Genomic DNA, 15,702 nt, shown 5'->3' on the forward strand with positions numbered 1-15,702 from the left:
GCGTAGCCGATGCGGCCTTCGGCCGTCTGCACCTCGACGAGCGGTTCGAGCCACAGCAGGCCGCGCGAGCCGTTGCGCACCAGCTCGATGGCGATGCCGCGGCGTGCGGCCTCGGCCTTGATCGCGTCGGCGAGGGCGTCCGCGCCCAAGGCAAGCGCCGATGAATCGCGGGGAACATGGATGCGGGTCATGCCGTCACCTCCACGCATTTGCTGGCGGCCGCGAAAATCGCGTCGAACTTTTGTGGCGTGACTCTCGCGTGCAGCGTGCCGTTGACCATCATCGCCGGAGAAAGCGCGCATTGACCGAGGCAATACACCGATTCCAGTTCCACCGCGGCACCGGTCTGATGCTCGGCGTCGAAGCGGCAACCGGTGTGCGACTCGATGTGCTGCGCGAGGGACTCGGTGCCCATGCTGCGGCAGGCTTCCGCGCGGCACAGCTGCACCGTGACGGGCGCGGCCGGCTGCGTGCGGAAATGGTGGTAGTAGGTGATGACGCCGTGCACTTCCGCGCGCGACAGGTTCATCACGCGCGCGAGCGGCGCAACGGCTTCAGACGGCACGTAGCCGAGTTCGTCCTGAATCGCGTGCAGCACGGCCAGCAGGGAACTGCCGGGTTGCGCGTGACGCGCTACGAGCTCTTCCGGCGCGATGGCGATGAGATCGTCCAAGTGGGGGCTCCTCCAAAGTCATATATGCACTTGTTATTCATAATGCGTGCATTTATGCTTCGTATATTCGATATGGGATAGCCGAACGATAGGCGGGCGAAACGGCTGACGCAATAGGAAATACCTGCACATATATGATCAGAATCGAGTGCCATGCTCAATTGGTATTGAAGGGCCCGGATGGCCGGGAGGCAAGCCTGTCGGACGTCGTGCCGCTGCTCGCGCTCGTGAACGAATCCGGCAGCATCGCGCAGGCGGCGGCGCTTAAGGGTTTGTCCTACCGTCATGCGTGGGGTTTGTTGCGCGGAATCGAGGAGCGTCTGGGCGGTCCGCTGATTGCGAAGGAGCGCGGCCGCGGTTCGGTGCTGTCCGAACTCGGGCAGGCGGTGCTGCGCGCGCAGCGTCTATGCGGCGAGCGGCTCGACGGCAACATGCAGGCGCTCGCGAGCGAAGTGGCGAGCGATCTGAACCGCTGGCTCGCGCCGCCTGTCGATCATGTGCGCATTCATGCGTCGCATGGCTATGCGGTGGCCGCGCTCGTCACCGCACTGGTCGCGCGCGACTTGCCGGTCGACATCAAGTATCGCGATGGCGCCGACGCGGTGAGCGCACTCGCGCGCGGCGAATGCGATCTGGCCGGTTTCCACTTGCCGCTCGGCGAATTCCGCGCGGCCTGTGCCGACACGTACCGGCGCTGGCTCGATCCGCAGCGTCACGTGCTGGTGCATTTGACGCGGCGCAAGCAGGGGCTGTTTCTCGGCAAGGGCAATCCGAAGCAGATCGCCGGGCTTGCAGATCTGTCGCGCGACGACATCCGCTTCGTCAATCGCCAGCATGGCTCGGGCACGCGCATGCTGCTCGATCTCGCGTTGCGCAAACTCGGCATCGACCCGGACCGCGTGAACGGTTATGCGTCGGCCGAACTGACGCATTCGGCGATTGCGGCGTTCGTGGCGAGCGGTATGGCGGACGTGGGCTTCGGCGTGGAACCCGCGGCGCATCATTTCGGGCTCGACTTCCTTCCCGCCGTCGACGAGGACTATTACTTCGCGTGCGACCGCGCGCGTCTCGAGCGCGCGCCGTTGTCGGCGGTGATCGAATTGCTGCGGGGCAGTGCGTTTCATACGAGCGTCGATCAACTGCAAGGCTACGATCCGCGCGAGTGCGGCAAGCTGGTGGATCTGGAGGCGGGATTGAGCGGGACGGGTGCGTGAGTTGTGGCGGTAAGCGGGGACAAGTAAGCGGCGGTAAACAGCAGAGCGCGTAGCACGCTGCGACTGGCTTTCGTTTCGGATAATCTCTAAGCTTTCCGCCTTTTGCTCAACTGCGCGCGTCGCTGCGCTTCGAATCGATATGAAAGTTCTTCTACACACATGTGCCGCGGCCGCGTCGGCCGGGTTGTTTCTCGCGAGCGCCTGCGTCGCTTTCGCGCAGAATTCGCCGGGCGTGCCGGGCGGCATTCTGCAGGAACAGTTCCGGCTTGCCGAACATCCGCAAATGCCGTTTGCTGCGTCGGCCCCGTCGGACAAGTATCAGTCCGGCAAGAAGTCGGCGATGCGCAAGCGCGGCGACCTGGGGGACCCGAACGGCTGCAACCTGCAGTGTCCGAAGGAGTAATCGGCCGTGCCGCCTGGAAAAGGCGGTGCCGTTGCAGTAAGTCGTGCCCGCTTAAGCTGGCTGCATGAATCGGGACGCCGGCGCTTTGCCGGCGTTTTGCATTGGCTTGCCAACCGCGCGGGTTACGGCTTCGCCGTGTGCCAGACGTCCTTGAAGCCGTCGCCTTTCATGTCTCCCGCCTGCTTGTCCGCCGCGTAGCGATAGAGCGGATGTCCTTTGTACGCCCATTGCTGCTTGCCGTCCGCCGACGGTATCAGCGTCCAGTCTCCCGACGGCTTGTCCGACGGGCCCGCCACGGCAGCGGGCCAATAGCTCGTGCAGCCGCCGGTGCACGCGCTGACGCCGGGTGTGGTGTCCTTGTCGAAGGTGTAGAGCGTCATGCCGTCCGAGGTGACGAAGCGGCCGTCGACCACTTTCGGCGGCTCGGCGAAAGCGCTTTGTTGCAGTGCGAGCAATGCGAGGCAGAAGAAAGTCTTACGCATGATGTGGCTCCTGGTTGTTCGTGTGAGTTGGCTTTGCGAGGTGCACATGCAACGCTGGCATACAACGCGGCATGCGTGCACGCGTCGTCAGGCATCAACGAACCAGCCGGCGGGTTTATTCCATCGGGTCGCGTGTTTGCGGTCAGGTTGCGGGCGACGGGTGTGCTTTTTTTGCGCTGACCGACTGGCTGCCCGGGAGGGACAGCCGGATCGGGAGTGGTCGTGCCATTCCTTTGTGAGTATTGCGGCGGTTATTTTCGTCGCGGAATACGTGAATTTCCGTTTTGTGGCTGCGGTGAACAGGAATTAAAGGCTGCGAAATTTCTTATTTGTTGTCTGGAAATATTCATTGCAGTTTCAGATTAATTCAAATGGCCCTCGTTTAAGCCTTAAGCGGTGGGCATTTCGCCTGGCCAGGATGCCTGTCGGCGCTGCGACATTAGCTAGACGGGCGCGGCGCCAGCCCGCCGGCGCGTGCGAGAATACGCAATATCTTAGCGTTCGTGCGTTCCCGAAATTTCGTCGAATAACGATGGAATTGATTGGTTAATAAGACAAGTGCAAAATTGCGTCAAATCTATTTTTGATAAAATCCCGGTGATAGAATCGCCGCAGCTCAATTGATTGATTAGTCGGTGATTGATCACTCGTGGGCCAACTTGTTAATTCACTAATCTGGTAAGCAAAAATGCAAAAAATCAATCGCAATGAACTGGCTAAATCCGCCGTTGCTGGTGGTTGCTGCAAGTGCAGCTGCAAGACCCCGACGCAAACCACGCTGAAGGCCTCCGCACCGGTGCCGCGCGCCTGATGTTTGAAGCCGGGACTGTGCCCCTAGGGTCGTCCCGGCAAGCAAGCCGACATGAACCTGAAGCTGCCGGCCGCTGGGCTACGCTTGTTAGCGTCACTACCTGACCGGGTTGCCTATGCTATGGGCGGTGTTCGCCGTGCGTTGATTGCCCGTTTGCCGCGTACCGCAATCGAACCGCTTGCCACCGTTTGGTGGCGAATCCGCGCGCTTACCGACGCGCGCATCCGCTGGGAAGGCATTTGCCGTGCCGACATAGGCCGCAACGTACTGAAGCTGAGGTTGGCCAATTCGAGCCGCGTTGCATCCGGCCGTTTTCGCGAGCATCTGATCGACCAGCGCATCTATTTCGGCAGGCTGACGAGGGGGAGCGAAGCGTGGCCCGATCTGCAGGAGGTCGCGCGTGCGCTCGCCACGAAAATCGCGCAGTTGCGTGCAGCGGAACCCGGGCGGCCCGTCATCGTGTCGCCGTTCCACTATGTCTCGCAGTACGCGAACATCTACGTGATCGACGAATTGCGGGCACTGCTCGGACTCGAGTCGATCGCTGTCGTATCCGGCGTGCCCCGCGACCTGTATGGCGACGACCATTCGCTGATACCCGGCGTGACCGTGCTGTACACGTATGGCGACGACGACCGCAACGGCCTCGGACTGCGTCTCGCGCGGGCGTTGAAGCGCGGCGGCGTCGCGGTGCTGTTCGCCGACGTGCCGCCGTTCACGCTGCACCGTTATCCGATGGAAACGGTGAGCGTCTCCCTGTTCGGGCGCAACGCGCGCATTCACAACGGCGTGTTCCGTCTCGGCGCGCAGTTCGACGCAATCTTGCTGCCGTTCTATCTGCGCTACGAACGCGGCCGCTTCGGTGCCGAAATTTTCGACCCGTTGCCGCTTGCCCTGACCGGCGCGCCTCAGCAAGTGGCGCGGTATATCGAAGCAGCAGTGACCGACAACTATGCGGACTGGCTAGTCGCCGGGCACCCATCGATGTATTCGTTCGCACCCGCCCGCTGAAACTTTCCACGCCCGGCGCGAAGGCCGGCGCCCCGCATTTTCCGCTAGCGCTCATATCGGAGCGCGGCTCGCTTCCCGACCGCAACGACTTATGCAACCTACTCATCTCCCGCAGTTCAGGGACGTTTCCTGGCGTTGGCTCGCTTACGCGGCGTCCACGCTCGTCGTTTGCGCGATCGTTTTTGCGTTCGTCCACGAAGTCGAGATGAAGCAGGACGTGCGCGCGGAGATCGTGTCGCCGTCCGAGATCAAGGTTCAGGGGCTGAGCGGGCTTGTCTCCGACATTTACGTAAGCAGCCCGGCACGGGTCGAGCAGGGAACGCCGCTGTTCCGGCTCGAGCGCGATCTGTCTCTCGCGAGCGACGGCCGGCAGAGGCCCGCGTTCGACGAACACGCGCGCGACGAGCAGATCCGCACCACCGAAGCACAATACCTGCAGCGCAAGTCGGACCTGCTGGCGCAGCTCGACGCCGCGCGGCTCGCGGCGCAAAGCCGTCGCGCGGAAATCGCGGCGCTAGACGAGCAGTCGGGCCAGAACCAGCAACTCGCCGCGGAAGCGCAACGCGCGCTCGCGCGGCTCGAGTCGGTGTCTGACTATGTCACCGCAGACCGCATCGAGCAGGCGAGGGCGCAGACACACCAGGCGAAGGTATCGGTCGCGCAAGGCACCGCTCGTCGTCAGCAACTGAATGCCGAACTGGGTGCCGCCATGGGCACGCAAACGAGCCTCGACGCGCAACTCGCCGAACTCGCCGCGCGTCACGCACGGGATCTGCAGGACATCCGCATGCGTTTCGAGCAGATTCGCCAGGACGCCACCATTTCCGCGCCGAAGGCGGGCGTCGTGACTTTCTCGGGGCTCGTCCCTGGCCGCACGCTGACCCCGGAGGACGTCGCGCTCGTCATCTCCACAGATGGAAAGGGTCCGCTGCGTGCCGCGTTGCGCATCCCTTCGCGTCGGCGAGGTTTCGTGCGCGAAGGGCAAGTCGTGCGGCTCAAGCTCGACGCTTTTCCGTATGCCAGGTTCGGCAGCTACGCGGCTCGCATCGATTCCATTTCGCGAACCACCGTGCGCTCGGCCATGTCGCCAGCCGGCGCTTCGGAGCCGCGCGGCGCCGAAGGCGATTACATGGCCTGGGCCACGCTCGCCGACGGCCAGTTCAAATTCGAGCGGCAACGGTTCGACATTCTGCCGGGCATGACGGCGACGGCGAGCATCGTGATCGAGCGCCGCACCATCGCCGAATGGGTGCTCGCGCCGCTTTTCCGCATGCTGCGAGGTTGACGATGCGCGTGATTTACCAGAACGAAGTCGCGGAATGCGGCTACGCATGCCTTGCAATGGTCCTGACGCATCTGGGCCGCGCTATCGAGGTTCGCGAATTGCAGGCGTTCAGGCCGGTCTCGGCCAACGGCCTGACGTTGATGGATCTGTACGATGTCGCGGCTGAATTCGGTCTGGCAGTAGAGGCTTACCGTTTCGGCGCGGGCGATCTGCGGGACATCAAGCGCGGTTCGATCCTGCACTTCGGCGGCGCGCATTTCGTCGTTTTCGAAAAAAGCGCACGCGGATACGTGCAGGTGATCGACCCGGCGAGCGGCCGGCGGCGCATTTCCATGGACACGTTCGTCGCCAATGTGTCCGGCTATCTGCTCGAGTGCGCGCCCACGCCCGACATGCCGCGCGTGCGCAGCAAGTCGCGCGTGCCGCAGGCGCTTGCTCGCGTGCGCTTGCTTAATCCGCAACTCGCCGCGCAGATCGCCAAGGTCATGTTCGTCGCGCTCGGCAGTCAGTTTGCGATTCTCGCGATGCCGTATCTCGGCAACCTGTTGCTCGACGACGTGGTCGCCGCCGACAACCTCAATCTGCTGAACGTCCTTATGCTGACGTTCGCCGGCATCTTCGCGACTGGTGCATTGAGCCAATATGTGCAGACTTACCTCGTCGAACTTCTGCACGGTCTGGTTCAGATCAGCATGACCCAGGGTATCGTCGCGAAGCTGTTGAGCAACCGTACTTCGAGAAGCGCCACGTCGGCGATCTGTTCTCGCGCGTCAAGGCGCAGGACGAAATCAGCGCCTTTTCGACGCGCACGGCGATCTCGGCGGGCATCGACATCATGGTCGGCACGCTTGCGCTGGCATTGATGCTCGCGCAAAGCAGGCAACTGACGCTGATCGCGTTGCTGATCTTCGTAGCCTACGTCGCGGTGGCGTTTGCGCTGTTCGCACGCATGCGCGATACGCACGCGCTTGTCCTCGAAGAATCGGCGCGTTGCGACGACACGCTGATCGAAACGATTCGCGCCGCGTCGCTGATCAAGCTGTCGCAGGGCGAGACGCGGCGCACCGCGATGTTCATGACGAGGTATCGCGCATACATTGCGGCGCTCGTGAGCAGCAGCCGCCTCACCAGCGCGCGCGATGCGATCCTCAAGCTGATTGAGTACGCGGACATGATTGCGGTGAGCTGGTTCGCCGCGCGCCTCATGCTGGGCGGTGCGATCTCAGTCGGCGTGTTCTATTCGTTTCTGATCTACAAATCGCTGTTGTCGGAGCGCTTTGCTCGCGCCGTCAACGGCGCGTTCGACTATTTCATGCTGAGCGTGCCGGTCGCGCGCGTGAGCGATATCGTCGATTGCGAAACGGAGCGCTATACGCCGCCGGCCGACCTGCATAAGGCCGTCGAGGTGCGCACGTTCGAGCAGATCGAGATGCGCGGCGTCACCTTCCGCTACGGCGTCTCGGATCAGCCGGTGCTCGAGGACGCGAACCTCGTCATCCGCAGGGGCGACAAGATCGTGATCACCGGCGCGTCGGGCAGCGGCAAGTCGACGCTCTTCAAATTGCTCGCGGCAGCAGAGCCACTGCAGGAAGGCGAGATCGCGTTGAATGGTATCGCCTGGCCTAATCTCAGCGTCGACGAAATCCGCCGGCATGCAGTTCATATGCGGCAAGGCGATTTGATACTGCATGGTTCGATCGCGGACAACGTGTCGCTTTTCAGCGGCAATGCCGACGAAGCCCGAATTCACGCATTGCTCGACGACGTGGGCCTGTTGCCAGATGTGATGCGCCTGCCGATGCGCACGCGCACTGTGATAAGCGACACGATCGCCAATATCTCGGCGGGCCAGCGGCAGCGTCTGCTGCTCGCGCGCGCGTTGTATCCGCAGCGCGAACTGCTGCTGCTGGACGAGCCGACTTCGAATCTCGATCCAGCTTCAGTGCGGCGTGTCGTCGACTTGCTGCTCAGTCTGAACCGCACGGTGGTGGTGATTACGCATGACATGTCGCTGGCAGCGGCGTTCGGCACGCGCTATCGACTGGTCGACGGCCAACTGCTGTGCGAGGCTCGACAAGGAGTGCTGGTGGATGACTAAGCATGCATGGGCGGGCGCAATCGTCGTGCTCGCTGGCGTGGGGTATGCCGGTGCCGCGGCCGCGGTCGATCTGCTCACCGTCGTCGAGCAGAGTACCGATCATGACGCCGATCTCGCGGCGTTCGGTGCAGGCTCGAGAGCGGCGCGCGAAGCTGTGCCGAAGGCGCGTGCGGCGCTCCTGCCGCAGGTGGTCGGTGGGTGGGGGCGCGGGTACAACAATGTCGTCACCGAGAGCCTTCCCAACACGCATTACTGGCAAAGCGGATGGACTGTGGCGTTGACGCAGCCTGTGTTCGACTGGAGCCGATGGACTGCATACAAGCAGGCGGATTTTGTTCAGGCACGCGGCGCCGTGGACTTCGCGCGCGCGCGGCAAGTGCTCATTTTGCGATCCGTGCAGGCGTATTTCGACGAACTTGCCGCCGAAGACGAGCTGACGCGTGCCAACGACTATGCCGCGACGCTCGATCTTCATCTGGACGAACTGCGCCGTAAGCGGAATGCGGGGGAGGCGACGGTAATCGACGTGCGCGAAGCCGAGGCGGCACGCCAACAGGCGCAAGCGCAACAACAGGATGCGCGCGACGACTTGCAACTGAAACGGTTGGCGCTCGAGCAGCTCACTGGGCAGCCGTTTGCTGGGCTCTCGCGTGTGTCGGAGCTTGCCGGCATGCCGGGGCTCGATCCGCAGGACGTGGAAAGCTGGGCCTCACAAGCGCAGGCCCATGACTACGACGTGCAACTGAAGCAGGTGGATAGGCGCATCGCCGGGCTGGAGGTCGAGAAGGCCCGCGCAGCGCGGCTGCCCGTCGTCAACCTGACCGCGAGCCATACGCCGGCTGGCGCAGCGTCGGGCTATATGCGGCCCACAACCACGACCACCGCGATGCTATCGGTCACCATCCCCATTTTCGAAGGCGGCGGAGCGACGGCGACTATCGACGAAAAGCTGGCGCTGGAGGATAAAGCGCAGGACGAACTGGTTGCGGCGACACGCGCGGCTGGCGCGAGCGCGCGGGAATACTGGTCGCGCTTTCGTGCCGGCGCCGCGCGGGTCGAATTGCTGTCACGCGTGGTGCAGGGTTCGCGCGCGGCGCTGGATGCGACCAGGGTCGGCTATAGGGTAGGCAGTCGCGCGAGCACGGACGTGCTGCGTGCATCGGACACATTTTTCGCGAATCGGCGCGATCTGATTCGCGCGCGCTATGCGACAGTGGTGGCGCTCCTTCAGTTGAAGGCGGCTACGGCCAGCCTGGATGTCGACGAGGTCGCGCGTGTGAACGAGCTGTTGCTGAGCACGGATAGCGGTCGGGCGGTGGCTGATGCACCGGTGGGCCGCGCGATGAATGGCACTGGGGCGCACCGTGCAGCGGCTGGTGCTGGGTTGTCCATAACCGTGCCCGTGCCTGCTGCTACGGTGCAGCGGCCAGTAAGCGGCGTGAATGCGGAGCCGGCAATTACCGCCGTGAATGCGCAAACGTCGGTGGCGGTTCCAGACGCGCAGCCGGCAAAGATCGACGCCGACATCTTGCGGGCGCTGGTGGCGATTCGCCGGTAAGCGGTGGAAACGAGAGCGCGTGCGGCGCCAGCGCAGCGCGCGCTGTGTGCAACACGCGGGACGCGCCGGCAATCGGAAATGAAAAGACCCCGCCCGGCTGACGCCGTCGGGGTCTTTGTCGTGGCGCTGCCGGGGCAACGCCGTTTGGTGCAAGCTGTATGGTGGAGGCGGCGGGAATCGAACCCGCGTCCAGAAGCACTCTACGACCAGTTCTACATGTTTAGTTCTGTCTTTTGATTTAACCGCAGTGACGCGGACGAACACGCTGCACTACGGCGATTCACTAGGTTTTCGACCCGGACGTCGTGACTCCGTCAAGGCTTAACTGACGTATATGACCTCTGTCGGTATTGCTACCGGTCTTGCGACACTAGCCCGTCAGTGAACTAGGCAGAGGACGGCGGCCCTTAGGCTGCCAGTGCGAACGTATCGTCGTTTGCAGTTACGTTTTTCCCATTGATTAACGAGGTGACGGGTCCTCGACATGCCCTAGCCGCTTCGCAACCCCTGTCGAAACCAGGTCGCCCCCGCGGTTCGTTGCTCGAAACTTCGAGCCAACGTAGATTTTACAATATTTTGACGGCCCTGTCTCGGCTCCCCCCGGTTCGTGCCAGCCTGCGCGTCACGGCGGGCTCGTGGGAGACGTTAAGCGGGTTAGGCGATGTCGCGCAACAGCCGCTGCAGTTCGGCGGGCGATTGCACGACATGCTGCGCATGCCATTGCGTGGGCGGGATGTCGTCGCCGCAGTAGCCGTAAGCGGCGGCCACCGTTTTCATGCCGGCAGCGAAGCCCGCCTGCACGTCGCGCAAATCGTCGCCGACATAGACGATGCGCTCGGGCGCCGTGTCGAGTGCGCGCGCTGCGTACAACAGCGGCGCAGGGTGAGGCTTCGAGTGAGGGGTCGTGTCGCCGCTGACCACGCAGCCCGCACGCTCTTCCAGACCGAGTTGCGCGATCAGCGGTTCCGTGAGCCGCGCGACCTTGTTGGTCACGATGCCCCAGCGCACGCCGCGTGCGTCGAGCTCGTCGAGCAATTCGGGAATGCCTGGAAAGAGCGTGGTCTCGATGCATAGATCCGCTTCGTAGTTGGCGAGAAACTCTTCGCGCATCGACGCAAATTCGTGGTCGTCCGGACCGATGCCGAAGCCGCCGCAGATCAACCCGCGCGCGCCGGCGGACGCGAGCGGCCGCAGCTTTTCGAGCGGCACCATCTCGAGTCCGCGATCGTGACGCATCTTGTTGACGGCCGCGGCCAGATCGGGCGCGGTGTCGGCAAGCGTGCCGTCAAGGTCGAACAGCACGGCTTGGCAAAGGCCGAGCGAATCTTCATTGTCTTCGCGCTGGGGCAGGGGCGTGGGATCGCTCATTGGTTCAATCTTGTTGGCGTTGGGCGGATCATGCGTCGCGACGGCACGCCAGCATGTAATTCACGCTCGTGTCAGCGGAAAGCGCGAAGTGCCTGGAGAGCGGGTTATAGACGATACCCTTGATGTCTACCGTGCGCAGGCCTGCCGCGCGCGCGAAGCCGGCCAGTTCAGACGGGCGGATGAAGCGCGCGTAGTCGTGCGTGCCCTTGGGCAGCATCCGGGCAATGTATTCGGCGCCGATTACCGCGAACAGATAGGATTTGACGTTGCGGTTGAGCGTGGAAAAGAACACCCATCCGCCCGGCTTGACTAGCGTCCTGCATGCCTCGACGATCGCCGACGGCTGCGGCACGTGCTCCAGCATTTCCATGCACGTGACTACGTCGTAGGCACCCGGTTCGCGCGCGGCGAGCGCTTCAGCGGCGATTTCCTCGTAACTAACGGTTACACCACTTTCAAGGCTGTGAAGATCCGCGACGCCGAGCGCCTCGCTGGACAGGTCAATGCCTTTGACGTCTGCACCGAGACTCGCCATGGATTCCGACAGAATGCCGCCGCCGCAGCCAATATCCAGCACTCGCTTGCCGGCGAGATGGGCGTGCGTGTCGATCCAGTTAAGGCGCACCGGGTTGAGTTCGTGCAGCGGTTTGAATTCGGCGTTCGGGTCCCACCAGCGATGCGCGAGGTCGCTGAATTTCTGCAGTTCGTGGGGATCGGCGTTGGTCATGGCGAAGCTGCCTCGATGAGAGCGGTGAGCGGGCGCTCGAGGATAAACCCGGAGTATATAGGCGAGGGGCCGGGGCGGCAAAATGCCGCCGCAAGATGCAGGCGGCTCGCTGGCTTTGGGGCCTTGTGGTGCGGCCGGGCTGAGAACCGCGAGCCGGTCGGCAATAAAAAAGCCCCGCCGAAGCGGGGCTTTGATACAGCGTGTTTGCAGCTTACTGCTTCGAAGTACCGACAACTTCGACTTCCACGCGACGATCCGGTGCGAGGCAGGCGATCAGTTGCTTGCGGTTCTTCTGGTTGCAGCCGGTCGTGACCGGGTTGCGCTTGCCCTTGCCTTCCGTGTAGATACGGTTGGATTCGATGCCCTTGCTGACCAGATACGCCTTCACAGCTTGAGCGCGACGCAGCGACAGACGGTCGTTGTACTTGTCCGAACCGATGCGGTCCGTGTAACCCGTTGCCACGACGACTTCGAGGTTCAGGCCTTGAATCTTCGATGCGAGATCGTCCAGCTTTTCCTTGCCAGCCGGCTTCAGGATAGCCTTGTCGAAGTCGAACAGTGCGTCAGCCTGGTAGGTGATCTTCTGGCTGGTGATGGCCGGTGCCGGTGCGACCGGAGCCGGCGGCGTCGGAGCCTGGGCGACCAGTGCGCCGTCGCACTTGGCGTTAGCCGTTGCCGGCGTCCAGAATGCATCGCGCCAGCAAAGCTCGTTCGTGCCGTTCATCCACACGTATTCGCCAGTACCATTCACCCAGTTGTCATTGGTAGCTTGTCGCGACGCCGGCACCGACTGTGCCATGGCGGATGCAGCCATAACCGCGGTAGCTGCAATGAACGCGAGCTTTGAAAGTTTATTCATATTTCTCCTCTCGAAATTGAGATTACCGCAGGTTTACTGCGAGCCTGTTGACGAAGACAAGTCATACATTGCTCGAAGTATAACATTGGTGCGGAACAAAAAACGCTGTGTGTAGACTTCGAGCAGTGTCTGACTCTTTGTGCGTTGGCATTTTGCCATATCGTTCCCTTCCGACGATAAAAAAATCCGCCCCCGATCAAATCGCCTTCCAATTGTGGTGCATGCGCAACAGAACAATCGCCCGGAGTGTCCCGCCAGTCATGGCTGAGCGGCGAATTGCCCTACGCACGAATCGAGCCTGATCCGCCCCAAAAGCATGCCGTGCGGAACTTTTTCGTGACGCGCTGCTAATAGGTATACGTCCCGTCGCCGGGCGGGGATTGGCGGCATGTTAGAATCGCGTGATGCGTTGCGCCTGCAATGCTTACGCGAAGGCGCCGGCTTCTCGCCGCCTTCGCACGTAAAAGATACGGATAATGGATCAATTCGCCAAAGAGACTCTGCCAATCTCCCTAGAGGAGGAAATGCGCCGTTCGTATCTCGATTACGCGATGAGCGTGATCGTAGGGCGTGCGCTTCCCGATGTCCGCGATGGCCTGAAGCCGGTGCACCGGCGCGTGCTATACGCGATGCACGAGCTGAACAACGACTGGAACCGCGCGTACAAGAAGTCGGCGCGTATCGTCGGCGACGTCATCGGTAAGTACCATCCGCACGGCGACACAGCTGTATACGACACCATCGTCCGGATGGCGCAGGACTTTTCGTTGCGCTACATGCTCGTGGACGGTCAGGGCAACTTCGGTTCGGTCGACGGCGACAATGCCGCGGCCATGCGTTACACCGAAATCCGCATGGCGAAGATCGGCCACGAACTGCTCGCCGACATCGACAAGGAAACGGTCGACTTCACGCCGAACTACGACGGCAGCGAAAACGAGCCGGCCATCCTGCCCGCGCGCATCCCGAATCTGCTGATCAACGGCTCGTCCGGCATCGCGGTCGGCATGGCGACGAATATCCCGCCGCACAACCTCAACGAGGTTGTCGACGCCTGCCAGCACCTGCTCAAGAACCCGGAAGCCTCAATCGACGAGCTGATCGAGATCATCCCGGCGCCCGATTTCCCGACCGCCGGCATCATCTACGGCGTGGCCGGCGTGCGCGACGGTTATCGCACCGGCCGCGGCCGCGTGGTGATGCGCGCGCTCACGCACTTCGAGGAGATCGACCGCGGCCAGCGCATGGCGATCATCGTCGACGAATTGCCGTATCAGGTGAACAAGCGCTCGCTGCTCGAGCGTATCGCCGAACTGGTCAACGAGAAGAAGCTCGAAGGCATTTCCGATATTCGCGACGAGTCCGACAAGAGCGGCATGCGCGTCGTGATCGAGCTGAAGCGCGGCGAAGTGCCGGAAGTGGTTCTCAACAATCTGTATAAGGCGACCCAGCTCCAGGACACTTTCGGCATGAACATGGTCGCGCTCGTCGACGGCCAGCCGAAGCTCCTGAACCTGAAGGAGATGTTGTCGTGCTTCCTGTCTCATCGGCGGGAAGTGCTGACGCGGCGCACTGTATACGAACTGCGCAAGGCTCGCGAACGCGGGCACGTGCTCGAAGGTCTGGCAGTTGCGCTCGCCAACATCGACGAGTTCATCGCCATCATCAAGGCTGCGCCGACTCCGCCCATCGCCAAACAGGAATTGATGGCGCGTCCGTGGGATTCGTCGCTGGTGCGCGAAATGTTGTCGCGCGCCGAGACGGAAAACGCGTCGGCGGGTGGTCGCGAGGCTTACCGTCCTGACGGACTGAATCCGTCCTTCGGTATGCAGGCCGACGGCCTCTACCGCTTGTCCGACACTCAGGCTCAGGAAATTCTGCAGATGCGTCTGCAACGCCTGACCGGCCTCGAGCAGGACAAAATCATTGGCGAGTACCGCGACGTGATGGCGCAGATCGCCGACCTGCTGGACATCCTGGCTCGCCCGGAGCGCATTACGGCGATCATCGTCGACGAACTCACGTCGATCAAGGCCGAATTCGGCGACGCGCGCCGCTCGAAGATCGAGCTCAACGCCACCGAGCTGAATACTGAAGACCTGATCACGCCGCAAGAGATGGTCGTGACCATGTCGCACGCGGGTTACGTGAAATCGCAGCCGTTGTCGGAATATCGCGCGCAAAAGCGCGGCGGTCGCGGCAAACAGGCGACTTCCATGAAGGAAGACGACTGGATCGACACGCTCTTCATCGCCAATACGCACGACCACATTCTGTGCTTCTCCAACCGGGGCCGCGTGTATTGGGTCAAGGTCTACGAGGTCCCCCAGGGCTCGCGCAACTCGCGCGGCCGTCCAATCGTCAACATGTTCCCGCTTCAGGAAGGCGAAAAGATCACGGTCGTGCTGCCGGTCAAGGAATTTTCCGCAGACAAGTTCGTGTTCATGGCCACCGCGTTAGGAACGGTAAAGAAGACGCCGCTGGAAGCCTTCAGCCGGCCGTTGCGCAAGGGTATTATTGCGGTCGGTCTGGATGACGGCGACTACCTGATCGGTGCCGCCATCACAGACGGTCAGCACGACGTGATGCTGTTCTCCGACTCGGGCAAAGCGGTCCGCTTCGACGAAAACGACGTGCGTCCGATGGGCCGCGAGGCGCGCGGCGTGCGCGGCATGCAGCTCGAAGACGGCCAGAACGTGATCGCGCTGCTGGTGGCGGGCGACGAGCAGCAGTCGGTGCTCACCGCCACGGAAAACGGCTTCGGCAAGCGCACGCCGATCACCGAGTACACGCGTCACGGCCGCGGCACGAAGGGCATGATCGCAATCCAGACGTCCGAGCGTAACGGCAGGGTCGTCGCGGCGACGCTGGTCGACCAGGAAGCGCAGATCATGCTGATCACGACCACGGGCGTTCTGATTCGTACGCGCGTGTCGGAAATTCGAGAAATGGGCCGTGCAACTCAAGGTGTTACACTCATCAGCCTTGACGAAGGGACCAAGCTTTCAGGTCTGCAACAGGTTGCCGAGGCGGAAGCGGAAGGCGATGTCGAAGGCGACGCCGAAGGTCCCGCTGAAAGCGGTAGCGGCGGCGAAGACGGTGGCGCGGCGTGACAGGCATTCTTGCTTCACGTCCGGTGACTGATTGAAAGCTCCGTGGGAAATAATGGCGTGTCCGGCCGACACGCTTCCCGCGCGGCTCGCAGGTCAAGTT

11 protein-coding genes, 1 other RNA gene and 2 pseudogenes are annotated in these 15,702 nt (G+C 62.5%); 7 read left to right on the forward strand and 7 right to left on the reverse strand.

Annotation, left to right across the window (positions count from 1 at the left end; all coding sequences use genetic code 11):
* Positions 1–191: pseudogene (locus tag A3AC_RS29600) on the reverse strand (formate dehydrogenase); the annotation flags it as partial.
* On the reverse strand, positions 188–673 hold the full coding sequence (locus A3AC_RS0128645; protein ID WP_025603027.1) for an NAD(P)H-dependent oxidoreductase subunit E: 486 nt from the start codon (positions 671–673) through the stop codon (positions 188–190). The gene A3AC_RS0128645 and the pseudogene A3AC_RS29600, both read right to left, overlap by 4 nt.
* A gap of 134 nt (positions 674–807) precedes the next feature.
* Between A3AC_RS0128645 and A3AC_RS0128650 the strand changes: the two genes are divergently transcribed.
* A complete protein-coding gene (locus A3AC_RS0128650) occupies positions 808–1,887 on the forward strand; it encodes a substrate-binding domain-containing protein (protein ID WP_025603029.1) in 1,080 nt (359 codons plus the stop codon).
* A 139-nt stretch (positions 1,888–2,026) separates the two neighbouring features.
* The gene (locus A3AC_RS0128655) at positions 2,027–2,290 is read left to right on the forward strand and encodes a hypothetical protein (protein ID WP_025603031.1); all 264 of its coding nucleotides are present in this window, start codon (positions 2,027–2,029) and stop codon (positions 2,288–2,290) included.
* A gap of 122 nt (positions 2,291–2,412) precedes the next feature.
* On the opposite strand, the gene A3AC_RS0128660 is transcribed toward A3AC_RS0128655, so the two are convergent.
* A complete protein-coding gene (locus A3AC_RS0128660; RefSeq protein WP_025603033.1) occupies positions 2,413–2,772 on the reverse strand; it encodes a COG4315 family predicted lipoprotein in 360 nt (119 codons plus the stop codon).
* Between the two features lie 862 nt (positions 2,773–3,634).
* Here A3AC_RS0128660 and A3AC_RS0128665 point away from each other — a divergent pair.
* The 4 genes and pseudogenes from A3AC_RS0128665 (at position 3,635) to A3AC_RS0128680 (ending at position 9,535) form a co-directional block, all read left to right on the forward strand.
* On the forward strand, positions 3,635–4,594 hold the full coding sequence (locus A3AC_RS0128665; protein ID WP_025603035.1) for a hypothetical protein: 960 nt from the start codon (positions 3,635–3,637) through the stop codon (positions 4,592–4,594).
* Positions 4,595–4,685: 91 nt separating this feature from the next.
* Positions 4,686–5,879 (forward strand): HlyD family secretion protein, encoded by a 1,194-nt coding sequence (locus A3AC_RS0128670; protein ID WP_025603037.1) that lies wholly within the window; start codon positions 4,686–4,688, stop codon positions 5,877–5,879.
* A 2-nt stretch (positions 5,880–5,881) separates the two neighbouring features.
* A pseudogene (locus A3AC_RS29605) lies at positions 5,882–7,977 on the forward strand (peptidase domain-containing ABC transporter).
* Positions 7,970–9,535, forward strand: coding sequence for a TolC family outer membrane protein (locus tag A3AC_RS0128680; RefSeq protein ID WP_025603039.1), 1,566 nt, complete (start codon positions 7,970–7,972; stop codon positions 9,533–9,535). The pseudogene A3AC_RS29605 and the gene A3AC_RS0128680 overlap by 8 nt, the downstream one beginning before the upstream one ends.
* 159 nt (positions 9,536–9,694) lie before the next feature.
* Here A3AC_RS0128680 and ssrA read toward each other — a convergent pair.
* The 4 genes from ssrA to ompA all read right to left on the reverse strand — a co-directional run bounded on the left by ssrA (position 9,695) and on the right by ompA (position 12,489).
* Positions 9,695–10,064, reverse strand: a transfer-messenger RNA (tmRNA) gene (gene ssrA / locus A3AC_RS30290).
* A 125-nt stretch (positions 10,065–10,189) separates the two neighbouring features.
* Positions 10,190–10,903, reverse strand: coding sequence for an HAD family hydrolase (locus A3AC_RS0128685; protein WP_025603041.1), 714 nt, complete (start codon positions 10,901–10,903; stop codon positions 10,190–10,192).
* A gap of 28 nt (positions 10,904–10,931) precedes the next feature.
* Complete coding sequence (ubiG, locus tag A3AC_RS0128690; RefSeq protein WP_025603043.1) at positions 10,932–11,630, reverse strand: bifunctional 2-polyprenyl-6-hydroxyphenol methylase/3-demethylubiquinol 3-O-methyltransferase UbiG; 699 nt, start codon at positions 11,628–11,630, stop codon at positions 10,932–10,934.
* A 211-nt stretch (positions 11,631–11,841) separates the two neighbouring features.
* Entirely contained in the window at positions 11,842–12,489 is a 648-nt protein-coding gene (gene ompA, locus A3AC_RS0128695; RefSeq protein ID WP_013340148.1) for an outer membrane protein OmpA, read from the reverse strand.
* 476 nt (positions 12,490–12,965) lie between these two features.
* Here ompA and gyrA point away from each other — a divergent pair, with 476 nt between their 5' ends.
* Positions 12,966–15,602: a DNA gyrase subunit A gene (gene gyrA / locus A3AC_RS0128700; RefSeq protein WP_084515602.1), complete on the forward strand. Its 2,637-nt coding sequence runs from the start codon at positions 12,966–12,968 to the stop codon at positions 15,600–15,602.
* The last annotated feature ends 100 nt before the right edge of the window (positions 15,603–15,702 follow it).

The sequence above is a fragment of the Burkholderia sp. WSM2230 genome, assembly GCF_000472445.1.
Classification (GTDB): Bacteria; Pseudomonadota; Gammaproteobacteria; order Burkholderiales; family Burkholderiaceae; genus Paraburkholderia.